This is a genomic window from Acidovorax temperans (assembly GCF_006716905.1).
Taxonomy (GTDB): Bacteria; Pseudomonadota; Gammaproteobacteria; order Burkholderiales; family Burkholderiaceae_C; genus Acidovorax; species Acidovorax temperans.
In genome coordinates this window covers 1,607,495-1,630,156 of record NZ_VFPV01000001.1, presented here as the reverse complement: position 1 = coordinate 1,630,156, position 22,662 = coordinate 1,607,495, and the positions used below count along the sequence as shown (strand labels likewise).

Sequence of the window (22,662 nt, the reverse complement as noted above, 5' to 3'; positions counted from 1 at the left end):
AAGCTATAAATTCAATAGCATTCGGATGGGAGGGCGGGGTGCATTGACGGGCATCAAAGTCTATTAAATTGCCTTACTAATTAATTGAATGGATGCTTCTGTCAATCCTGGCATACTATGAGTTGGTAACAAAAGTGCGAAAGGGCACGCATGGATAAGCAAGCTTCCCCGGGTTCACCGTACGAGCGGCAGCGCCAGACCGCCAAGGCGCTGGACGAAACCGTTCAGGCCCAGATGGCACGCGTCAACATGGGGCTCTCGCCCGTGTCCACGGCGCTGGCAGCGGCCGACTGGGCCATGCACCTGGCGCTCTCGCCCGGGCGGCAGATGGTGCTGGGGCAGCGTGCCCTGGCGTTGGCGCAGCAGGCCTGGCTGGCGTCGGCGCGACCGGCGACCGATGATGAAGGTGCCACCCCGTCCGAGAAAGATGCACGCTTTCGCGACGAAAGCTGGCAGCACTGGCCCTTCAATGCCCTGAAGGAGGGCTTCAAGGCCAGCGATGCCTGGTGGCGTGAGGCGGCCCAGGTCGATGGCATGACGCGCCACCATCAGCATGTGGTGGACTTCTTCACCCGGCAGGCGCTCGATGCGCTGTCGCCCTCGAACTGGCCGTTCACGAATGCCGAGGCGCAGCAACGGGCGCGCGAGACCGGCGGGCAGAGCCTGCTGAGCGGGTTCCAGCACTTCACCGAAGATCTGAAAAAGCACCACGGCGCCCGGTCCGATGCCGACCCGCAAACGCTGGAGCCTCTCACCTTCGAGGTGGGCAAGGACGTGGCCGTCACGCCGGGCAAGGTGGTGTTCCGCAACCACCTGATCGAGCTGATCCAGTACGCGCCCACCACCGACAAGGTTTACCCGGAGCCGTTGCTCATCGTGCCCTCGTGCATCATGAAGTACTACATCCTGGACCTGTCGCCCGCCAATTCCATGGTGCGCTATCTGGTGGGCCAGGGCTATACGGTGTTCATCGTTTCCTGGCGCAACCCCGACGCATCCGACCGAGACCTGGGCATGCAGGACTACCTGCGCCTGGGCGTGATGGAGGCCATGGCGGCCGTTAAAGAGCGCACGCAAGCGCCGCGCATCCACGCGCTGGGCTACTGCCTGGGTGGCACCTTCCTGGCCATGGTGGCGGCTGCCCTGGGGCACGAAAGCCGCGCAGATCAGGGCAAGGGCCCGGCGCGAGAGCATGTTGCCTTTCCGCCCCACATGCCCGAGCTGGCCTCGGTCACGCTGCTGGCGGCGCAAACCGATTTCAGCGAGCCCGGTGAGATGGGCGTCTTCATCGACGACGACCAGATCCAGGCGCTGCGCCAGGACATGGAGCGCAAGGGTTATTTCTCGGGCAAGGCCATGGCCGGCTCGTTCCAGTTTCTCAATGCGCGCGATCTGGTGTGGTCACGCAGCACGCGCCGCTACCTGCTGGGCCAGGACGAGGTGGACTTTGACCTCATGAGCTGGAATGCCGACGTCACGCGCCTGCCTGCGCGCATGCACTCCGAATACCTGTCGTCGCTGTTCCTCAACAACGCCCTGGCCACGGGGCAGTACCGCGTGGGCGGCGTGGGCGTGGCGCTGATGGACATCCATGCGCCGATGCTGGTGGTGGGCACCACGCGTGACCATGTCTCGCCCTGGCGCTCGGTTTACAAAATCCACCTGCAGACCGACACGCATGTCACCTTCATTCTGGCGGCGGGCGGACACAACGCCGGCATCGTCTCAGAGCCTGGCCGCCCGCGCCGCAGCTACCAGATCGCCGCCACCGAAGACGGCAATGGCTGGACGGGCCCCGACGAATGGGAAGCCAGCGCCCCGGTGCGTGAAGGCTCCTGGTGGGAAGCCATGGACGCCTGGCTCAAGGAGCGTTCGGGCAAGCCCGTGGCGCCGCCTGCCATGGACCCGGCGCATGTGTTGTGCGATGCCCCTGGTGAATACGTCATGGTGCGCTATGCCGACTGACGGCCCGGAAGTCGATGGTCCGGTGGCCGACCAGCTGCGCCGCATGATCGCCTTGGTGCGCGAGCTGAGCGCACGCATCGCCCGTCTGGCCACCAGCCTGGGCGTGGACCTGGAAAACGAGGCCGAGCTGGAGCGGGTGTTGCACATCGATGCCGGGCGCGTACCGCAGCCCGACCGCCGGGTCACGCCCGACCGGCGCACCGCAACCCGAAACGGCATGAGCCCGGACCGTCGCAAGGCCCACCTGCGTGAAGAGTTGCGTGGCCTGCTGGTGCTGCGCTACGGCGTGGCCCGCAGCTATGTGGACCGCGTGGGTGTGGATGCCACGCGCCACATCCTGGTGTCTGCGCAAGAGCAGCTCGTGCGCGAAGGCTTCAAGCCTGGCGCGGACGGCGCCAACCTCAAGCGCCTGTTCGATCAGAACTGATCCCCGCGCATGGGCCCGGTGTGTCTGCGGCCCCGCGCTTTTTCTTGTTTTCCGGAATTTCCAACGCATGACGAAAAAACCCAACGCATTCAACCTGGCGGGCAAAAAGGGCCTGATCCTGGGACTGGCCAACGAAAACAGCATTGCCTGGGGCTGCACCGAGCTGGCCCATCAGATGGGCGCCGAGCTGGTGGTGTCCTGCCTCAACGAAAAGGCGCGCCGCTTCGTCGAGCCGCTGACCGGGCCGCTGGGCGTGGACCTGGTGGGCTGCAACGTCGAGCAGGACGGCGAGCTCGAAGCGCTGGTGGCGCATGCGGTGCAGCGCCTGGGACGGCTGGATTTCGTGATCCATTCGATCGCATGGGCGCCGCTGGAAGACCTGCACGGCCAGGTGATCGACAGTTCGCGCAAGGGCTTCTCGCGCGCCATGGAGGTGTCATGCCACTCCTTTGCCGAACTGGCCAAGCTGTGCGTGCCGCACATGTCGGCGGGCGGCAGCCTGCTGAGCATGACCTACCTGGGCGCCGAAGAAGCCGTGCCGCACTATGGCTTGATGGGGCCGGTGAAGGCTGCGCTCGAATCCATGGTGCGCTACATGGCGCTGGAACTGGGGCCCCAGGGCATCCGCGTACACGCTGTCTCGCCCGGCCCCATACTGACACGGGCGGCCTCGGGCATTGCCAGTTTCGACGAACTGATGGCCAATGCCATGCTCAAGGCGCCGCTCAAGCGCCTGGTCACGCTGGAGGAAATCGCCCAGCTCAGCGCCTTCCTGTGCTGCGATGCGTCTTCCGGCATGACCGGCCAGACTATTTATGTGGATGGCGGCTGTCACGCAGTGGCCTAGGATGCAGTACACCCCCCTGCGTCGCTTCGCGCCTTCCCCCCGCTCTCGCCTCGCTGTGCGAGGCGGGCAGGGGGACGCCACCAGCGCCCTCACAGCGGAATACTGGCGGCCCTTGCGCGGTGGCTGCTGGCCTGGGTCGCCCCCGTTTTCAACGCCGGGTCATCTGGTTGAATTCTCATCTGCATGCATCCGCTCTGTTTTTTTAAGGATTTCCGCAACATGAACATGGCACCGAACACCGAATGGCTGGAAAACGTCACCTACGACGAACTCTCCGTGGGCCAGAGCGCGCGCCTGCTGCGCACCCTGACGCAGGCCGATATCCAGGCTTTCGCTGCTGTCTCGGGGGACACCAACCCGGCCCACCTGAACCACGAATACGCCAACGACACGCTGTTCCACGGCGTCATTGCCCATGGCATGTGGGGTGGCGCGCTGATTTCGGCGCTGCTGGGCACCCAGTTCCCCGGCCCGGGAACCATCTACCTGGAGCAGGTGCTGCACTTCACCAAGCCGGTGCGCATTGGCGACACGCTTACCGTGACGGTGACCGTGACGAGCAAGGACGATGAAAAGAAGCGCATCGAACTCGACTGCGCGGTGCTCAACCAGAAGGGCCAGAGCGTGCTGCACGGCACGGCCCGCGTGCTGCCACCCACCACCAAGGTGCGGATCCCCAAGGTCAATGCGCCGCAGATCCAGCTGTTCGACCCCGAGGCGCGGTTCAAGGAGCTGCTGTCGCTGGCCGACGGCATGCCCGCCGTGCGCTGCGCCGTGGTGCACCCGTGCGACGTGGGCTCGCTCAGCGGCGCCATGGATTCCGCGCACTACGGCCTGATCATTCCGGTGCTTATCGGCCCCGAGGCGCGCATCCGTGCGGTGGCCTCTGAAGCAGGCATCAACCTCGACGGGGTGGAGATCCACTCGGTCGAACACAGCCACGCGGCGGCGGAGCTGGCGGCCGCCATGGCGGCGCGCCGCGAGGTCGAGGTGCTGATGAAAGGCAGCCTGCACACCGACGAGATGATCAAGGCCGTGCTGGCCCAGCCCGCGCTGCGCACAGGGCGGCGCATGTCGCATGTGTTCCGCTTTGACGTGCCGCTCTACCCCAAGCCCTTGCTCATCACCGATGCCGCGCTGAACATCCGCCCCAGCCTGGCGGAGAAGCAGGACATCATCCAGAACGCGATCGACTTCGCGCGCATCCTCGGCGTGGAGACCCCGAAGGTGGCCATTCTCTCGGCGGTGGAGACCGTGAGCCCCAACATCCCGTCCACGCTGGACGCCGCCGCCCTGTGCAAGATGGCCGACCGGGGCCAGATCAAGGGGGGGTTGCTTGATGGCCCGCTGGCCTTCGACAACGCCATCTCGGCCCAGGCCGCCGAGATCAAGCACATCGAGTCGCGCGTGGCGGGTGACGCCGACATCCTGGCCGTGCCCGACCTGGAGAGCGGCAACATGCTCGCCAAACAGCTGGAATACCTGGCGGGGGCCTCGGGCTCGGGCATCGTGCTCGGCGCGCGCGTGCCGATCGCGCTCACCAGCCGCGCCGACGGCCCCACGACCCGCGTTTCGTCGGCCCTGCTGGCCACGCTGGCGGCCTACGACGCGCGCCGCCAGCGCCAGCTGCAGGCAGCGGCGCAGTCCAACGCCTGAGAGGTGGCGGTCATGGCCATTCTTGCCGTCAACGCGGGCTCGTCCTCGCTCAAGTTCTCCCTGCACCCGCTGCGGCTCGGGCAGGTGCAGCCGAATGTGCTCAGCGGCAACATCGAAGGCCTGGAGCCCGGTGGCCAGCCCGAGATGGCCTGGACCTTTGCCGGCCAGCCGCGCCGCGAGGCGGTGAGCGGCCCGGGCGAGACGCCTTTTGTGCAGGCCCTGGCCCGCCTGCGCGAACTGCTGGCAGGCCTGGAGGGCGCGCCCCCCATCACGGCCGTGGCGCACCGCGTGGTGCATGGCGGCGAGGATTTTCGCGATAGCGTGCTTGTCACCGATGCGGTGCTCGAACGCCTGGCGCGCCTCAACTCCCTGGCGCCGCTGCACCAGCCGCACAACCTGGCGGGTATCCGTTCGTTCCGCCAGGCCTTTCCGGCGCTGCCGCAGGTGGCCTGTTTCGACACGGCTTTCCACGCCGGCCTGTCCGAGGTGGCCAGCGCTTTTGCCCTGCCGACCGCTCTGACCGAACAGGGTGTTCGGCGCTATGGCTTCCATGGCCTGTCGTACCACTACATCATGGACACGCTGCAGGAGCGCTCGCCGCGCGCGCAGGGACGCGTGCTCATGGCCCACCTGGGCAACGGCGCCAGCCTGTGCGCGGCCCGGGCCGGGCGCAGCGTGGCCACCACCATGGGTTTTTCGGCGCTTGACGGTCTGATGATGGGCACGCGCAGCGGCACGCTCGACGCGGGTGTGCTGCTCTACCTGATGGAGCAGGGCTGGGACCATGACCGCATCCAGAAGCTGCTCTACAAGCAGAGCGGCCTGCTCGGCGTCTCGGGCATCTCGGCCGACATGCGCCGCCTGCGTGCCGACGGCAGCGCGGCGGCGCAGCGCGCCATCGACCAGTTCATCTACCGCGTGGTGCGCGAGTCGGGCGCCATGGCGGCCAGCATGGGCGGGCTGGATGTGCTGGCCTTCAGCGGCGGCATCGGCGAGAACGATGCTGCCCTGCGCACCCAGGTGTGCGACCAGCTCGGCTGGATGGGGGTGCGCATGGACGCAGCGCGCAATGCCGGTGTGCCGGGTGACGCGGCCCATGCGATCCATGCCGAGGGCAGTGCCGTGGAGGTCTGGGTCGTTCCGACCGACGAGGGCCGCGTGGCCGCACGCGAGGCGGCCCGCCTGCTGCACCCGGCTGACGATGCCGGTGCGATGGAAAACAATCGATAAAAGTGGCTATGTCGATTGCTGGTCAAGCGCTGATAGCTATTTAATTCATAGCATCTTGGGTCGCACTGTGCAGGCGGCCGCGCCCGTCGGTCTTGGCCTCGTAGAGTGCCCTGTCGGCCCGTGCCAGCAGTGGCTGAATGCTGGTGTCATCAGGCCGCAGCACGGCCAAGCCAGCGCTGAAATCGATCTCCAGGCCCAGTTCGGCAGGGGCCGCCTGCCGCAGGCGCTGGCGCAGCCGCTGGTCGAGCGGCGCGCCGGCCGATGCGTCGCTGTGCAGCAGTAGGCAGAACTCCTCGCCGCCCAGGCGCGCGGCCAGGTCGCCGTCGCGGCGCGTTTCCTTGAGCAGGCGGCTGAACAGTTGCAGAGCGCGGTCGCCCACCTCATGTGGCCATGGGTGTCGTTCACCTGCTTGAAATGGTCCAGATCGAGCATGAGGGCGGTGAGCGGCAGGTCATGGCGCCGGGCGTGCGCCAGCATGGCCTGGGCGCGCTTCTCGAAGCCACGCCGGTTGGGCAGGCTGGTCAGTGCGTCGGTCACGGCGAGTTCGCGCAGCTTGATCTCGGCTTCGTCGCGCCAGGCCACCAGCATGGCGATGGTGTTGAGCACCACCGTCACGCAGGCGCCCAATGCAAAGGCCAGGTTGACCGGATGGGGTGTGCGAAAGCTGGGGTACTGGTCGGTGAAGGCACCCACGATGCCACGTGCCAGAGTCAGGCCCGCCATGGTCAGCATGCTGACGAAAATCAATCTGCGCCAGCCCGTCTCTGCGGGCCGCTGGGGTTGCAGCGTGGCGCGTGCCACCAATAGCGTGACCGCAGCCAGCAGGGTGTTGGCCCAGCCCACGCGGATGGCATAGCTGCCGAAGCTCAAAAAATAGCCCAGCGGCGTGGCCACCACGAGCACCAGCAGCAGGCGCGGCCAGGGCCGGGGGCCCAGCCATCCGGCGAGCGCACGGTAGTTCATCCACTGCGCCGCCGACCCGCAGCCGATGGAGACCGTGGACAGGATGCGGTCGGCCAGTGTGGCAGGAACGTAGGTGGATGCGATGATGGCCGCCCAGGCCAGGGCCTGCAACAGCAGGCTGGCCTGCACGTAGCGGGCGGATGCGCTGATGTTCCGACCCATGATGAGCGGCAGCGATGCCGAGATCATGAACAGGCTGATGGCCGTGGTGGCCAGCAGGGTCAGAAAATCCAGCTGCATGGCTCTGGATTATTGGAAAGCCACCTCGGCAAAGCTGCGCAGTTTGCGGCTGTGCAGGCGCTGCACGCCGCCGCTGCGCAGGATCTCGATGGCGCGCATGCCGATGCGCAGATGCTGGTCCACGCGCTCGCGGTAGAAGTGGTTGGCCATGCCGGGCAGCTTGATCTCGCCGTGCAGCGGCTTGTCGCTCACGCACAGCAGCGTGCCGTAGGGCACCCGGAAGCGGAAACCGTTGGCGGCGATGGTGGCGCTTTCCATGTCCAGCGCCACGGCGCGGCTTTGGCTGAAGCGGCGCTGGGGCTGGTTGTCGGGCAGCAATTCCCAGTTGCGGTTGTCGGTGCTGGCCACGGTGCCGGTGCGCATGATGCGCTTGAGGTCGGCACCGCTCACGCCAGTCACGCCTGCCACGGCGGATTCGAGGGCGAGCTGAATCTCGGCCAGCGCGGGGATGGGCACCCACAGGGGCAGTTCTTCGTCCAGCACATGGTCTTCGCGCACATAGCCGTGGGCCAGAACGTAGTCGCCCAGCTGCTGGCTGTTGCGCAGGCCCGCGCAGTGGCCCAGCATGATCCAGGCGTGCGGGCGCAGCACGGCGATGTGGTCGGTGATGTTCTTGGCGTTGGCCGGGCCCACGCCGATGTTGACCATGGTGATGCCGCTGTGGTCGGCGCGCACCAGGTGGTAGGCGGGCATTTGCGGCAGGCGCGGGGGCGGGGCTCCCAGCTCGTCGCCGGGCTCGGCGGCTAGGCCCACGCGGCGGGTGACCACGTTGCCGGGTTCGATGAAGGCGATGTATTCGCTGTCAGGCTTGGCCATCTCTTCATGGCCCAGGCGCACGAATTCGTCGATGTAGAACTGGTAGTTGGTGAACAGCACAAAGTTCTGGAACGCGCGTGGCGAGGTGCCGGTGTAGTGGCGCAGGCGGTGCAGCGAATAGTCCACGCGGGGCGCGGTGAACAGCGACAGGGGCTGCGCTTCGCCGGGCTTGGGCTCCCAGGTGCCGTTGGCAATGCCGTCGTCCATGGCGGCCAGGTCGGGCAGGTCGAACACGTCGCGCATCAGCGTGCGGCGCTCTTGGCTCATCTGGCCTTCCACATGGTCGTTTTCGCTGAACGAGAAGTGCACCGGGATGGGCTGGTGGCTGGTGCCCACTTCCAGCTCCACGCCATGGTTGTGCAGCAGCAGCTGGAATTGCTCCAGGTAGTACGCGTGGTACAGGTCGGGGCGCGTCAGCGTGGTCTCGAACCGGCCGGGCCCGGCCACAAAGCCATAAGCCAGCAGGGCTACGTCGGGGTGGGGCTTGGCGCGGGCCACGGTGTCCGTCTGGATGCGCACATAGGGGTAGCACGCGCGCACGCGGCTGGGCAGGGTTTCGCCCGCCACAAAGCGCTGCATGTGGTCGCGCAGCAGCCCGATCTGGTGGTTGTAGATGTGGTGCACCTGGGCCAGGGCCGATTCGGCCGTGGTGTGGCGGGTGGGGGCGATGAAAGCAGAGGATGTGGGGGCCATGGCGCTATTGTCCACAAGCTTTCTGACAGGCCGTAACAAGCTGCCAGAATGGCGGAAGGCACCCGCAGGGTGCAGGAGCGGGCATGCAGGATTTGCAGGGTTTGCAGGGTTTTTATGCCGCGCTGGCCGTGCTGGCCAGTGCTTTGGGCTGTGGGTTGCTGATGGGCATTGAGCGCGAACGCCGCAAAGGCAGCGGGCCGCACCGTGCCTTGGCAGGGGTGCGCTCGTTCGCGCTGGCCAGCCTGTCGGGGGCGGCAGCGGCGCTGTCGGGCTCGGTGGCCCTGCTGGGGGCCGGTGCCGCGTTTGTGGCCGCGCTGGGCGTAGTGGCCTATGCCCGCGACCGTTCGGAAAACCCCGGCGTTGCCACTGAAATCGCCCTGCTGCTGGCCTACCTGATTGGCGTGCTGTGCGCCAGTGACCGCCTGCTGGCCGCCGCCCTGGCCGTGATGGTGACGGGCCTGCTGGCGCTGCGGGCGCCGCTGCACGAATTTTCAAACCACTGGCTGCAGCCAGGCGAGGTGCGCAGCGGCCTGGTGCTGGCGGCACTGGTGCTGCTGGTGTTCCCGCTGGTGCCCAACCAGCCCATGGTGCAGGGTTTGCTGAACCCGCAGGTGGTGTTCCGCCTGGTGATCGTGCTGCTGGTGATCCAGTCGCTGGCGCATGTGGCGCGGCGGCTGATGCAGGCGCGCCAGGCCGTCGTGCTGTCGGCCCTGGCTTCGGGCTTCGTTTCCAGCACGGCCACGATTGCCAGCCTGGGCATGGATGTGCGCGCCGGCAAGGCGCCCGCCCGTACGCAGGCCGCAGGGGCTGTGTTGTCGTGTGTGGCCACGGCCCTGCATGTGCTGGTGGTGGCGGCCACGGTTCAGCCGCATTGGCTGCCGTACCTGGCGCTGCCTGCGCTGGCTGGGGCCGGGGTGGCCGCCATTTGGGGCTTGTGGCTGCTGTGGGGTGCGGCCGACCAGTCCACCGCCAAAGCGCCGCTGCAGGCCGATGCACCCATGTTCAAACTGCGCGACGTGGTGTTGATCACCCTGCTGCTCACAGGCATCCAGGTGGGCGTGGCATGGCTGGAGCGCACCCAGGGCAACGCCGGGATGATGGCAGGCGCTCTTTTGGCCGCGCTGGCCGATGTGCACGCTGCCGCTGCGGCGGTGCTGATGCACGCCCTGCCCACCGAGCCCGAGGCCGTGGGCGTGGAACGCGCCCTGATGGCGGCGCTGCTGGTGCACGCAGTGAGCAAAAGCGTGGTGGCCTGGGTGAGCGGCGGCGGCGCTTACGCGCTGGCGGTGGCGCCGGGGGTGCTGGCGCACACACTGGCGTTCGTGGGGGTGCTGGTACTGGTCTGAAAAGCGTGGGGCCGGATAATCGGCCCCATGACCTCCAAAGAAAACCAAGCCAGCACGGACTTCAGCACGCTGGCGCTGAGCCCCGCCACGTTGGCGAACCTGCAGCAGCTGGGCTACACCACGATGACCCCCATCCAGGCGGCCAGCCTGCCGCCTGCGCTGCTGGGCAAAGACCTCATCGCCCAGGCCAGCACCGGCAGTGGCAAGACCGCCGCGTTTGCCCTGGCCCTGCTGGCCAACCTCAATCCCCGTCGCTTTGCGGTGCAGGCCCTGGTGCTGTGCCCCACGCGCGAACTGGCCGACCAGGTGACTGCCGAGATCCGCCGCCTGGCGCGGGCCGAAGAAAACATCAAGGTCGTGACCCTGTGCGGTGGCGTGCCGCTGCGCGGGCAGATGCTGAGCCTGGAGCACGGCGCGCACATCGTGGTGGGCACGCCCGGCCGCGTGATGGACCACCTGGAGCGCCAGCATCTCACGCTCGAAGCGCTCAACACCCTGGTGCTGGATGAAGCCGACCGCATGCTGGACATGGGCTTCTTCGACGACATCGTGACCGTGGCGCGCCAGTGCCCCAAAGAGCGGCAAACCCTGCTGTTCTCGGCCACCTACCCCGAAGGCATCGCCAAGCTCAGCGCCCAGTTCATGAAGCAGCCCGTGCAGATCACGGTGCAGGCCCAGCATGCCGAAGGCAAGATCGAGCAGCGCTGGTACGAAGTGAAGAACAGCGAGCGCCTGCATGTGGTGTCGCAACTGCTCAACCACTTCCGGCCTGAATCGTCAATTGCCTTTTGCAACACCAAGCAGCAGTGCCGCGACCTGGTGGGCGTGCTGCAGGCCCAGGGCTTCAGCGCGCTGGCGTTGTACGGCGAGCTGGAGCAGCGCGAGCGCGACCAGGTGCTGGTGCAGTTTGCCAACCGCAGTTGCTCGGTGCTGGTGGCCACGGATGTGGCCGCACGGGGCCTGGACATTGCCAACCTGGCCGCCGTCATCAACGTGGACGTGACGCCCGACCCCGAAGTTCACATCCACCGCATTGGCCGCACCGGCCGGGGCGATGCGCAAGGCCTGGCGCTGAACCTGGCCAGCATGGACGAGATGGGCTACGTGGGCAAGATCGAGGTGCTGCAAGGCCGCGAATCCACCTGGTTTGCACTGGCCGACCTGAAGCCTACGGGCAACGGCCCGCTGGTGCCGCCCATGGCCACGATTCAGATCGTGGGTGGGCGCAAGGAAAAAATCCGCGCCGGCGACGTGCTGGGCGCGCTGACGGGCGACATGGGCTACACCCGCGAGCAGGTGGGCAAGATCAACGTGAACGACTTCTCCACCTACGTGGCGGTGGACCGGGCCATTGCCGCGCAGGCCGCGGCGCGCCTGAACAGTGGCCGCGTCAAGGGCAAGAGCGTGAAGGCGCGCCTGATCGAGGACGAGCGCGGCTGACATCTCTGGCGAACCGCGCAGTCGTGGCGTTGACAGCTGCCCTGCCCGGTGGTCGCTACCATCGTTGCTCCTGAACCGTGGAGCCCGCATGCACGCCCCTCTTGCGATCAAGCAACCCGCACGCTGGCGTGTCATCGTGGCGGGCATTTGTGCGCTCATCCTCACGGTGGGGCTGGCGCGCTTTGCCTACACGCCCATGCTGCCCATCATGCGCGAGCAGGCGGGCCTCACGCACTGGGCGGCGGGGTGGCTGGCCACCGTCAACTATGCCGGCTACATGGCGGGCACCTTGCTCGCAGCCTCTATCAACGACCTGGGGCGCAAGTACCTGATCTACCGATGCGGCCTGGTGATTGCTGTGGTCAGCACGGCGGCGATGGGCTGGACAGACAGCGTGCCCGTCTGGTCCGTGCTGCGGTTTGTGGCGGGGTTTTCCAGCACGGCGGGGCTGCTGCTGGCGTCGGGCCTGGTACTCAACTGGCTGATTCGGCAGGGGCACCGGCCGCAGCTGGGGCTGCACTTTGTGGGGCTCGGCTTGGGCATCGCCGTCTCTGGCGTGGCGGTGACGGCCCTGGTGCAAGGCTTGCCGTGGGACCGCCAGTGGCTGGGCCTCGGGTTGCTCGGCATCGCCTTTTTTGGGCCCGCATGGCTTTGGATGCCGCCGCCAGTGCCCGTGCAGCCTGCAGCCGCTCAGGCTGCATCCACATCCACCACACCGCCCCGGCGCTGGATGTGGCTGCTCATCGCCGCCTACTTTTGCGCAGGCTTTGGCTTTGCCATGGGCGCCACGTACACGGTGGCCATCCTGGTCAAGCTGCCTTTGCTGGCCGACAAGGGCGGGTGGGTGTGGGTGATTGTGGGGCTGGCGGCAGCGCCGTCGTGCTTCCTGTGGGACCGCGTGGCGGATGCAGTGGGGCAGGTCCGCGCGCTGATGATGGCTTTTGGCTTGCAGATGGTTTCCGTCCTCATGCCCATCGCCACCGACCACGCTTTGCTCAACGTGGGCGGCGCCATGCTGTTTGGGGCCACCTTTGTGGGCATCGTCAGCCTCACGCTCACCCTGATCGGACGCTGCTTTCCGGCCAACCCGGCCAAGGCCATGGCGCGGATGACTCTGAGCTACGGCGTGGCCCAGATCATTGCGCCCGCCATGGCGGGCTATATCGCCACGACCAGCGGCAGTTACCACGGGGCTCTGGTGGTCACGGCGCTGGTCTTGGGCTGCGGTGTGGTGGCGTTGCAGGCACTGATCCATGAAGAAAAGCGTGCAGCGCAGTCGTCGCAATCCGCAGGCGCCCGCGCGGGGTGAAACACGGCGCTGCTTGGCGGCACAATCGCACGCTGGACTGTGTTGGACAAAGAGGCTTTTCTTGATCGCTGTATTGCAACGGGTGCGGCAAGCCCGCGTGGAAGTGGACGGTGCCGTGGTGGGCGCCATTGGCCCAGGTTTGCTGGTGCTGGTGTGCGCCGAGCGGGGTGACACTGAGGCCGAGGCCGACAAGCTGCTGGCCAAAATTCTCAAGCTGCGCATCTTCAGCGACGACGCGGGCAAGATGAACCGCAGCGTGCAGGATCTGGACGGGCAGGGCGCCTGCGGTGGCCTGCTGCTGGTAAGCCAGTTCACCCTCGCGGCAGATACCACCGGCGGCAACCGCCCCAGCTTCACCCAGGCCGCAGCGCCCGACGAGGGCCGCAGGCTGTACGACTACGCCGTGGCCCAGGCCCGCAAGCTGCACCCCGAGGTGGCCACCGGCCAGTTTGCGGCCGATATGCAGGTGCACCTGGTCAACGATGGGCCGGTGACCATTCCGATGCGGATCGCGCCAGCGGCCACGGTTTAGTATCAAATTGATAGCTGCCAGCGCTTGCCAGATAAGCGCTGGAGCCTGATTTTTCTCAAATCAAGCTGGTTTGCAACGATGCGTTGGCCAGAGGCCGCAGTCGCGCGTAGTCCAGCAACTCGGCTAGCCGCGCACCCTTGGCCTGCCACTCATAAACCACGTTTTCTGCCAGCAATACGTAGTGCCATGGCGGGCCGCCGCGCTGCTCTGGCGTGAGGGCGTTGATGCGCTCACACCACGCCAGCGCGGCCTTGCGCTTGCGCTGCACGTTGGGGTGCGCGGTTTGCTGCTGCGCCTTGGTCTCCGCCAGGTACACCGCACCCGCCGTGCGCACCAAAAAGTCGGGCGAGTAGAACGCGGGCAAGCCGTCTTCCTTCACATACCGCAGCCGCGCAAAGGTATGCCGGTTTTCGCTGATCTTGCAAAACGCCTGCACCTGCGTGTCGGCCTGCGCCCAGTGGATGAAGGCGCGCTCCAGCCCGCCGTTGCGGGCTGGCCAGCCCAGCCGGGTGTAGATGCACTTGCTCACCTCTACCGAATGGCTCTCGCGCAGCATCAGCTTGGGCACCTCGCTCAGCATGCGCAGGTGCACTTCGGTCTGGCCGGTGGTGTGCTTTTGCTCGGATTCCAGCAGGGCCACCGCAAACACCTTGGTGATGTGGTCCACCACCGGTTGCAGCAGCAACACGCGCCAGTTTTCGCCCTCCAGCGGGTTGAAGGTGGTGCCAAACAATGCCGTCCAGATGTAGTCGTCCAGCCAACCCGTCAGCTCCGCCGTATTGACCTGCAAATACGGCTTGGCCAAGTGTGTGGCGATCTTGTTGCTCTTGGGCATGGGCTCACTCAGCGCTTGGCTGATGCGCCGGGTCAGGCGCGACAGGTATTCGTTGTAACCACCCACGTTCATCACCGCGCCATCCACGCGGTAGTCGCCAAACAGCGTGGCGCTTTGCAGGTCTTGCGAAATGAAGGTGTCGCCCTTGCCCAGCAGGCCGGTGAGCTGCTCCACATTCATGGCGGTGAACGCGGGCAAGGTGGAGATCTCCAATCCATCGTGGGCGTGGAGTTCGTCCGCCTCTTGCAAGATGAAGGGAATGCCAAAGTCGAACGCTTCAAACCCCTCACGCAGCTCCGCCGCCAGCACATCACCCGTGCTGGAGGTGTCGTCGGTATCGTCCCCCGTGGTACCTGCCAAGCCTTCGTTCAGCAGCTCGTCGTAAAACGACTGAAACGCCGGGTGCTCCACGATGGAGAGCACATCGATCAGACTGCCTGGCTCTTGCCCAGCGTTGATGCGCTCTCGGTTCTCGCGTTTGAGGTCGGTGTATTCATCGTCCCGCCACATCAGGCGCAGGCCCCGGCCAATGGTTTGCTCCAACAGAATTTGCGCCTGGCTGGAACGCAGCGGCACGATGACGCAGATGTTGTTCACGTCAAAGCCCTCGCGCAGCATCAGCACGCTCACGATCACACGCGGCGTGGCGTGGCTGTCTACGCTGAACAGGCGCTCGCGCACAGGCGCCCAGTCCTTCTCGCCCAGCTCGGCCTTCTTGCCCGAGTCGATGGTCATCACCTCATCCTCGTTCAGACCTTCTTGATCTTGCAGAAAGGCTGCCACCAGCGGCGAAACGGTGGTGTCCTCGCACACCACCAGCATCTTGGGATGGCGACTCTGGTCGATCTTGGCAAAGTCCGCCTCCAGCTTGCGCAGCTTCTTCAAGCCTGCGCGCAGCATCACACGCTGGCCTTCGCTCAGCGTGGGGTTGCCCGATTCGTCCCGCTCGGCTTTGAACTCCAAAGGCAGCGCACCAATCTCCTTGCGTCGATCCAGCACCAGCGACTTCACCAGCCCGGCGCGCATGGCGCTCTTCAGGTCAAAGTCCACCACGATGTGCGGGAAGTACAGCTTGCGTTTGTTCTTGCCGCTGCCCACGTCGTTGTACGGCGTGGCCGAAAAGTCCACCTGCACAAAACGTCGCCCCTTGGTGGCGGCAATGCGGCTCAGGCTCTTTTGCCACTCCACCTCGGTGGTTTCACCCTCGCGCTTGAACTCGTGGATGTGGTGCGCCTCGTCGTTGAACACCATCAGCTCGGGCAAGCCCGCCAAAAACTCCAGCACATTGCCCCGCGCATAGCGGCGGTCCAGCACATCCAGGCTGTTGCCTGTGGCGCGGCCTGGCGTCAGCGGCAGCACGGCACCCACCACCAGGTGCGGGTCCAGCGGCGCGCCCAAGGCCTCCACGTCTTCCACTTCGTCATCCAACACCTCACCCTCGGCCAGCAAATGCCAGTTGGTGATGGCAATCATGCCGTTGCCGGTGGCTTTCAAGCCAATCTCGGCCTTGCTGCACACATTGCCGCGCACAAAGGCAAACACCGCATCGCGGTAGGCCTCAGGCACAAACAGGTCAGCAAACTTATAAATGTCGGAGGTGCTGAAATCGCGCCCTGAGCCACCCACACCACCCGCCACGAGCTTGCCGCAAAACGCATCCAGCAGCCGCTCGTACACGATCAGCCCCGGCGCCACCACCATGAACTGGCGGGTAAAGCGTGCATCGTTGATACCCTCGGCCAGCGCTGCCGTCTTGTTCAGCAACTGCCACACCATCAGCGCTTGCATCACCCAGGTTTTGCCCGTGCCCGTGGCCATCTTGAAGCAGTACTTGGGGTGGGCGTGTTTGGGGGATGCCACCTCGTTCATGCGGTTGCCCGTCAGCAGCGCATCGGGCGCGCAGGCTTGGTACAGGTCGAGCAGCGTCCAGTGGTCGCGTTCCTGCCCCAGCACCTCGTGCGCAACAATGGCGTTCAAAATAGCCTGCTTTTGCCCGGCGTGGAAATTCAATCCCTGCCGCGCTAACACCATGTCCTCGCCAAACCACCACAGCAGCAGTTCCGCCGTGGTGGGGGTCACCAGCTCCAGAATGTCCGCTGCGCCGGACTCCAGCCCCAGACAGAGCTGCTGGGTTTTGGCGGTCAGGCCTGCGGCCAGGGCCAGTTGGTCATCGGTCTTGCTGCTCATACGGCACCTACCGTCGTCACCACCTCGGCCTCAAAGCCAAACACATCCACCACCCGCACGCACACTTTGCGTGGCCCTGCCTTGGCGGGTGCGGTGACGGTCGCGGTGGTCACCACGCGCAGAGCGTCGGCATCGTTGGCCGTGTTGCCCCGGTAGTCCTGCCACACAGAGCGGAACACCTTGCCGTCGTAGTCCGGGTCCACCGCCCAGTATTCGATCAGGGCCAGCGGCTCGGCGTTGGCAATCTGCTGCAGTTTGATGCGGTTTGCGTCGTCCAGGTTGATGGCCTCGGGCGAGAGCAGCACGTAGTTCTTCAGCTGCACGGTCAGGGTTTCGGTATTACCGTCGGTCTTGCGCGCAATCGGGTGGATGGTGAGGTACTGCAGGCTGGAGAAACGCACCTGCCCGCGCAGCTTGTCGATGCCGCCTTTCTTCTTGAGCCGGTCCATCAGGTCGGGCGGAATCACCAGCACTTCCAGGCGCGAGTCGTTTAACGCGGTGATGGTCTCGCCAATGCTGGGCTCAAAGTTCCAGCCCAGCACCACCACGCGGTCCCAGCCGCCCAGCAGGTTGTCGCGCTGGGCAATCGCCTTCTTCAGGGTCGCCAGACCCGTGAGTTTGTTGGGCGAATCGGCTAGCACCAGCGTTTTGCTGCCCCGCTTGCCACCCAGCTCAACGCCCGCAATCTGGCCCAGGTTGCGCTGCGGGTTCACATCCGCAGGCAAAGGCAGTGCGCCGTAGAGCGAGAGCACGATGTGCGACAGGTCACCAATGCGGAAGTCACGGCCCAGCGTGGCCTTGGCGGCCTCGACCTGGTAGTCGCCAATGGCCTGGTACAGAAAGGGCTTGGCTTCCAGGTCGATCAGGCGCTTTCGCATGATCATGCAGGCGGGTTTACCCAGGTCGGTGGTGATCCAGCGGCGGCCCAATTTTTCGGCGACGGCGGCCGTGGTGCCGGAGCCGCCGTTGAAATCAGCGACGATTCCTTCCGGAGGGCACGAAGACTCAATAATTCGCGACAACAGTTTTTCGGGCTTCTGTGTCGCGTAGTCCACACGCTCACTGGCGACCGGATTGACAGGCGGAATGTCGTCCCAAACAGAGTCAACGATGTCGCCTTCTACTTCGTCCAAGTAAATTTTTCGACTGCCTCCCCCTGTAGGGTTCACATCGCTCCGGCAAAGCCGTCCCGTCTCGTCAGGTCTGAATCGCTTCAGGTATTCAGGGTTATGCGGCTTGTATTGAGTTTTCCATGTGTAGTTCTCTCCCTTTGCATAGGAGAAAAGTAGGTCATGTTTTTGAGGAAATTTTTTCGCTGTGGAGCGTTTGAAACCGAAGTAGCTCCAAACAATTTCATTGCGGAAGTTGTTTTTTCCAAAGACTTCATCCAGAACAATCTTGACGTAGTGGCTGATATGCCAATCCAGATGCACATAGATGGAGCCGGTGTCCGCCAGCAACTCCCGCATCAGGATCAGCCGCGGCGTGATCATGGCGAGGTACGAGGCCGTGCCGTCGCTCCACGTATCGGAATAAGCAAACTGCTCTATCACCGTGGGCTTCTGCTCCAGCTCCAGGCCCGGTAGCGTTACCTTGGTGCGGTAGTCGGCCTTGCTGTCAAACGGTGGATCGATGTAGATCAAATCAACCTTGCCGCGCAGGCTGGGCGTGTGCTCGTCCCCCGCCAATAGGGCGGCCATGGCCAGCAGGTTGTCGCCGTAGATCAGGCGGTTGGCCCAGGGGGCTTCGGCCTGTGCCGTCCCCAGCATGGGCTGCGCAGTCGCCAGCAAACTGCCTTGCCCCGGTGCAAACACCTCGCGCCGGTCGGCACGGGCTTGGGCGGTAATCCAGTCGGTGGCGGCTGCGTCTTTGGCGGGCAGTACCACTTCGCGGGTTTGCAGGGTCACGCGGTGTCGGCTCTCAATGCTCTCCAGGATTTTTTCGGCTTCTTTGCGGCCCTGGGCCACGATGTCGGGGAGTTGTTCAAGCAGGGACTTGGGCATGGAGTGTTGTGCGCGGCGGGCCTGGTGGCAGCCGATTCAATCGATAGTTGAATGAATAATTCAATTGATCGTACAACACAAAGTTCAATCAAAATTCAACCGAAATTTAACGTTTCGGCATGGACCAGAAGTTGGAATTTGCCGAACGCCTGCAAGCGGCTATGCGCGCTGCGGGGCTGGAGCCGCGCCCGGCGGTGCTGCTCAATTTGTTCAATGCCAACTATTGGGGGCGGTCAGTGACTTTTCAGGCCGTGTCGCGTTGGTTGCGCGGTGAGTCCATTCCAGCACAAGACAAGTTGATCGTGTTGGCCCAGGTGCTCAAGGTCGAGCCGGAGGTGCTGCGCTTTGGCGGCACGGTGCGCAAGTCGGTGCGGGAGCACCACCAGCGCTGGCAAGAGGGCGTGGGCTACCTGGAGCGTGAGACGTTTGACGCGTTTTTGCAGCTGCCCGCCCCGCAGCGCAAGCTGATCCGTGAAGTGATTTTGACGTTTGCCAAAGTGCATTCGCCAGATGCGAGCGCGCCCGCTGACCAGGCGGGCGATTGATGGAACTTCAAATTTGATAGCTGCCTGCGCTTGTCAGATAAGCGCTGGAGCCTGATTTGGTTTGTAGCCTGCTTATTGCCGCCAGAAGAACAGCCCGGCCATCACCAGCCCCGTGACCACGATGCCGCCGCGCAACCAGGGGGCGGGAATGCGCCGTGCCACGCGCGCGCCGCCGTAGCCGCCTGCGGTGGCGGCCACCATCATCATCAGCGCCTGCGGCCACTGCACCACGCCGCCTGCGGCGTAGATGACCACCGCAATGGCCGTGAGCAGGGCCGAGACCCAGTTCTTCAAGCCGTTCATGGCGTTGAGCTGCGTTTGCCCCAGCAGCCCGAACAAGGCCAGCAGCAAGATGCCCAGCCCGCCGTTGAAATAGCCGCCATAGGCCGCCACCGCCAGCACGCCCACCGTGGCCTTGGCGGTAGACGGCTTGCCGCCCGCCAGCATGGAGCGCAGCTGTGGGCCGAAGGCGAACAGCGCCGTGGCCGCCAGCAGCAGCCAGGGCACCACGCGGCGGAAGGTGGCATCCGGCGTGATGAGCAGCAGCGCCGCGCCCGCCGCACCACCGATGAGCGACAGCACCACCAGCAGCCGCATCGACAGCCCCGGTGGCGGGGCGGTGTCTTCGCGAAAGCCCCAGGCCCCGGCGATGTAGCCGGGCAGCAGGGCCACGGTACCGGTGGCATTGGCCACCACGGGCGGCACGCCTGTGAAGACCAGGGCGGGCAGGGTGAGGAAGCTGCCGCCTCCGGCCACAGCATTGAGTGCACCGGCCACAAACGCGGCAGCCAGCAACAGGGCGCTATCGAACATGTCTTCTCCAGGGGCAGATGGGCGGTGGCGCTGCTTTGGCGCCAGATGGCTGGATCTTAGGAGAGTTGCAAGCTGCCCCGGGCCTTCAGGCGGCTTGGCGGGCGTAAAGGTGTTTTGCTCAAAAAGGTGGGGATGCGGCCGGGTGCGCAGCGCCTTTTGAGCAGCTTCTCACACCCGCTGTTTGCCCAGCTTGCGGCTGAGGGTGCGGCGGTGCATGCCCAGGCGGCGCGCGGCTTCAGAGATGTTGAAGTCGCTCTCGGCCAGCACTTCGTGGATGCGCTCCCACTCCAGCGTCTTGATGGAGCTGGAGCGGTTGGTCAGCTCTACCTCGGTGTTGCCTTCCTGCAGGGCAAAAGCGGCTTCGATGTCGTCGGTGTTGGACGGCTTGGCCAGGTAATGCCCCGCGCCGAGCTTGATGGCTTCCACCGCCGTGGCAATGCTGGCAAAGCCGGTCAGCACCACGATGCGCATTTGCGGACTGTGCGCGTGCAAGGCGCGCACGCAGGCCAGGCCGTTGGCTTCGCCCTTGAGCTTGAGGTCTACCACCGCGTACTGCGGCGTGTGCACGACCAGCAGCTCTTCCATGCGGGCGATGCCCTCGGCGTGCAGCACCTGGTAACCGCGCCGCTCGAACGAGCGCGCCAGCGTGCGGGCAAACGCTTCGTCGTCTTCCACGATCAGCAGCAGGCGGTCAGTGTCCATGGTCTTCCGAGTCGGTGTCTTGCAGGGTGATGGCAGCCAGCGAAAGCGTGATGGTGACTTCGGCGCCGCCTTCGGGGCGGTTGCGTGCCACCACGCTGCCGCCCAGGGTGCGCGCCACGTTCATCGACAGGAACAGCCCCAGGCCGCCCCCCGGCCGCCCTTTGGTGGACTGGTAGGGCGTGCCGATGTGGCGGAGCACGGCGGCCGAAAAGCCGGGGCCCCGGTCGGTGACCACGATTCGCAACGCATCGGCATCGCACTGCGCCTGCAAGCGCACCCAGTGCGGCGATGCATCCCGGGCATTGTCCAGCACATTGAAAACCATTTGCTCCAGGGTGGCATCGGCCACCATGGGGCTGTCGCCTTCCAGCAGGTTGTCGTAGACGAAGGTGTCCACCGAGCGCGTGGCGCGCCAGTTCTGCACGAGGGTGTCCAGAAACTGGCGCACGGTGGTCTGGCTCGACGATTCACCGCGCGCCTCGCCGGCAGACAGCAGGATGCCGCTGACGATGGTCTTGCAGCGCTTGACCTGGGCTTCCATCTCGGCAATTTCTTCCTGCAGCACCGGGTCCTGCGTCAGCGCGGGGATGCGCTTCCAGTCGCCCAGGATCACGGCCATAGTGGCCAGCGGCGTGCCCAGTTCATGCGCGGCGCCCGATGCCAGCAGCCCCATGCGCACGATGTGTTCTTCTTCTGCCGCGCGCTGGCGCACGGCGGCCAGGCGCGCATCGCGCCGGCGCAGGTTATGACTGATGCGGGTGATGAACACCACCACCAAAATGGCGTTGAGCATGAAGCACACCAGCAGGCCCAGCACGTAGGGGCTGGCCCAGCCGTCATGCACATTGGTGGCCAGGGGCAGGGGCTGGCTGTGTTGCGCCAGCAGCACCACGCAGGCCGATGCCACCACCACGATGGACCAGATGTAGCCACCGCGCAGCAGCATGGCCCCCACCGCAATTTGCAGCAGGTACAGGAACACGAAGGGGTTACCGATGCCGCCGCTCAGGTACAGCTGGGCGGTGAGGGCGGCCACGTCGATCAGCAGGCCGATGAACAGCTCCACATCGTGCACGCCCCGGCGCGTGCGCCAGCGCAGTAGGCTGGCAATGTTGAACACCACCATGCCGGCCACGATGGACAGCATGGCCTGCAAAGGCAGCGGCAGGCCCAGGCTGTAGTGGGTGGCCTGGATGGTGAGCAGCTGCCCCACCACGGCAATCCAGCGCAGCTGGATGAGCTGGTGCAGGTTGCGCAGCCCGGCCGAGGTGTTGGCCGAACTGGCTTTGCTCACGGGCTGCTGGAGGGCTTTAGAGAATGTGCTGCGGTTCATGGGTGGTGTGGCTGCGGTAGGCCGCACGCAGCCTGGATTCGTAGCGTGCCACAACCACCGCAGCCCCCACCACCATCAGTGCCAATCCAAACCAGGTCAGCGCATACACCAGGTGGCTGTTGGAAAAGCGCACCACCGTCAGCCCCTCGCGCGGCCAGGGGCCGCTTTGCGCCGGGGGCAGGTCGGCCGACGCGGGGGCTTTGAGCGAGGGCAGGCCTGCGTCCACAAAGAAAGGCGCTGGGCGTGCCAGTTGCAGCGCCTGCGCAATGGCCGCTACATCGCGCGAATGCCAGCGCTGTTGCTCGGGGTCGTTGCTGCGCAGAAAGCCGCCGCCGGGCTCGCTCATGCGCAGCAGGCCCACCACGGTGGCGGGTGTGCTGGCAGATGTATCGGCACCTGCTCCGCCTTGCCAGCGCGCGCGTTGGTCCTGGGGCACAAACCCGCGGTTGACCAGCACCTGGGTGCCCTCGCTGGTTTGCAGCGGGGTCAGCACCCAATAACCGGCGCCGAGGGCTGTGGTGGCCTGGGTGAGCACGGTCTTGTCGGCCAGCCACTGGCCTTGCAGGCGCACGGGCTGGTATTCATATGCCGCAGCCGTCACTTCAGGCCATTGCACAGGCGGGGGTAAGGGCTGGGGCGGGGCCTTCAGGCGCTGGTCCACGCGCTCGATGAGGTCGAGCTTCCAGGACAGGCGTTGCACCTGCCATGCGCCCAGCGCCACAAAGCCCAGAAAAAGGGCGATGCCCACCGCAGTGAGCATCGCCAGGATCAGCGGGGAAT

Annotated in this window: 18 protein-coding genes and 1 pseudogene; 10 read left to right on the top strand and 9 right to left on the bottom strand. The window is 65.5% G+C overall.

Going from position 1 to position 22,662, the window contains the following annotated elements:
- Positions 1–150 precede the first annotated feature (150 nt).
- The 5 genes from BDD18_RS07820 (at position 151) to BDD18_RS07795 (ending at position 6,125) form a co-directional block, all read left to right on the top strand.
- Entirely contained in the window at positions 151–1,965 is a 1,815-nt protein-coding gene (locus BDD18_RS07820) for a PHA/PHB synthase family protein (protein ID WP_142082306.1), read from the top strand.
- On the top strand, positions 1,955–2,392 hold the full coding sequence (locus BDD18_RS07815) for a hypothetical protein (protein WP_066695597.1): 438 nt from the start codon (positions 1,955–1,957) through the stop codon (positions 2,390–2,392). Before BDD18_RS07820 ends, BDD18_RS07815 begins: the two co-directional genes overlap by 11 nt.
- A 67-nt stretch (positions 2,393–2,459) precedes the next feature.
- Entirely contained in the window at positions 2,460–3,239 is a 780-nt protein-coding gene (fabI, locus tag BDD18_RS07810) for an enoyl-ACP reductase FabI (RefSeq protein WP_066695595.1), read from the top strand.
- Positions 3,240–3,458: 219 nt separating this feature from the next.
- Complete coding sequence (locus BDD18_RS07800; RefSeq protein ID WP_066695594.1) at positions 3,459–4,895, top strand: bifunctional enoyl-CoA hydratase/phosphate acetyltransferase; 1,437 nt, start codon at positions 3,459–3,461, stop codon at positions 4,893–4,895.
- A 12-nt stretch (positions 4,896–4,907) separates the two neighbouring features.
- Complete coding sequence (locus tag BDD18_RS07795; protein WP_142082303.1) at positions 4,908–6,125, top strand: acetate/propionate family kinase; 1,218 nt, start codon at positions 4,908–4,910, stop codon at positions 6,123–6,125.
- Between the two features lie 40 nt (positions 6,126–6,165).
- Here BDD18_RS07795 and BDD18_RS22740 read toward each other — a convergent pair whose 3' ends face one another.
- The 3 genes and pseudogenes from BDD18_RS22740 to BDD18_RS07785 all read right to left on the bottom strand — a co-directional run bounded on the left by BDD18_RS22740 (position 6,166) and on the right by BDD18_RS07785 (position 8,837).
- The gene (locus tag BDD18_RS22740; protein WP_276490486.1) at positions 6,166–6,504 is read right to left on the bottom strand and encodes a GGDEF domain-containing protein; all 339 of its coding nucleotides are present in this window, start codon (positions 6,502–6,504) and stop codon (positions 6,166–6,168) included.
- Between the two features lie 71 nt (positions 6,505–6,575).
- A pseudogene (locus BDD18_RS22735) lies at positions 6,576–6,713 on the bottom strand (GGDEF domain-containing protein); the annotation flags it as partial.
- Positions 6,714–7,337: 624 nt separating this feature from the next.
- Positions 7,338–8,837, bottom strand: a complete 1,500-nt coding sequence (locus BDD18_RS07785) for an AMP nucleosidase (protein ID WP_142082300.1) — start codon at positions 8,835–8,837, stop codon at positions 7,338–7,340.
- Between the two features lie 83 nt (positions 8,838–8,920).
- Here BDD18_RS07785 and BDD18_RS07780 point away from each other — a divergent pair, with 83 nt between their 5' ends.
- The 4 genes from BDD18_RS07780 (at position 8,921) to dtd (ending at position 13,464) form a co-directional block, all read left to right on the top strand.
- Positions 8,921–10,183, top strand: coding sequence for an MgtC/SapB family protein (locus BDD18_RS07780; protein ID WP_211360695.1), 1,263 nt, complete (start codon positions 8,921–8,923; stop codon positions 10,181–10,183).
- A 27-nt stretch (positions 10,184–10,210) separates the two neighbouring features.
- Positions 10,211–11,623, top strand: a complete 1,413-nt coding sequence (gene dbpA / locus BDD18_RS07775) for an ATP-dependent RNA helicase DbpA (protein ID WP_066696405.1) — start codon at positions 10,211–10,213, stop codon at positions 11,621–11,623.
- Positions 11,624–11,711: 88 nt separating this feature from the next.
- On the top strand, positions 11,712–12,932 hold the full coding sequence (locus tag BDD18_RS07770; protein WP_142082297.1) for a YbfB/YjiJ family MFS transporter: 1,221 nt from the start codon (positions 11,712–11,714) through the stop codon (positions 12,930–12,932).
- Positions 12,933–12,993: 61 nt separating this feature from the next.
- On the top strand, positions 12,994–13,464 hold the full coding sequence (gene dtd / locus BDD18_RS07765; protein WP_066694959.1) for a D-aminoacyl-tRNA deacylase: 471 nt from the start codon (positions 12,994–12,996) through the stop codon (positions 13,462–13,464).
- 55 nt (positions 13,465–13,519) lie between these two features.
- Here the strand turns inward: dtd and BDD18_RS07760 are convergent, their stop codons facing one another.
- The gene (locus tag BDD18_RS07760; protein ID WP_142082294.1) at positions 13,520–16,486 is read right to left on the bottom strand and encodes a DEAD/DEAH box helicase family protein; all 2,967 of its coding nucleotides are present in this window, start codon (positions 16,484–16,486) and stop codon (positions 13,520–13,522) included.
- Positions 16,483–18,489 (bottom strand): DNA methyltransferase, encoded by a 2,007-nt coding sequence (locus BDD18_RS07755; RefSeq protein WP_066694961.1) that lies wholly within the window; start codon positions 18,487–18,489, stop codon positions 16,483–16,485. Before BDD18_RS07755 ends, BDD18_RS07760 begins: the two co-directional genes overlap by 4 nt.
- Positions 18,490–18,608: 119 nt before the next feature.
- Between BDD18_RS07755 and BDD18_RS07750 the strand changes: the two genes are divergently transcribed.
- Positions 18,609–19,034 (top strand): helix-turn-helix domain-containing protein, encoded by a 426-nt coding sequence (locus BDD18_RS07750; protein WP_066694963.1) that lies wholly within the window; start codon positions 18,609–18,611, stop codon positions 19,032–19,034.
- A 72-nt stretch (positions 19,035–19,106) separates the two neighbouring features.
- On the opposite strand, the gene BDD18_RS07745 is transcribed toward BDD18_RS07750, so the two are convergent.
- From BDD18_RS07745 to BDD18_RS07730, 4 genes are all read right to left on the bottom strand, one after another.
- Positions 19,107–19,847: a sulfite exporter TauE/SafE family protein gene (locus BDD18_RS07745; protein WP_044395607.1), complete on the bottom strand. Its 741-nt coding sequence runs from the start codon at positions 19,845–19,847 to the stop codon at positions 19,107–19,109.
- Between the two features lie 168 nt (positions 19,848–20,015).
- Positions 20,016–20,549: a response regulator transcription factor gene (locus BDD18_RS07740; protein WP_066690005.1), complete on the bottom strand. Its 534-nt coding sequence runs from the start codon at positions 20,547–20,549 to the stop codon at positions 20,016–20,018.
- A complete protein-coding gene (locus tag BDD18_RS07735; RefSeq protein ID WP_066690006.1) occupies positions 20,539–21,882 on the bottom strand; it encodes an ATP-binding protein in 1,344 nt (447 codons plus the stop codon). Before BDD18_RS07735 ends, BDD18_RS07740 begins: the two co-directional genes overlap by 11 nt.
- A complete protein-coding gene (locus BDD18_RS07730; protein ID WP_066690008.1) occupies positions 21,860–22,642 on the bottom strand; it encodes an SURF1 family protein in 783 nt (260 codons plus the stop codon). Before BDD18_RS07730 ends, BDD18_RS07735 begins: the two co-directional genes overlap by 23 nt.
- Between the last annotated feature and the right edge of the window lie 20 nt (positions 22,643–22,662).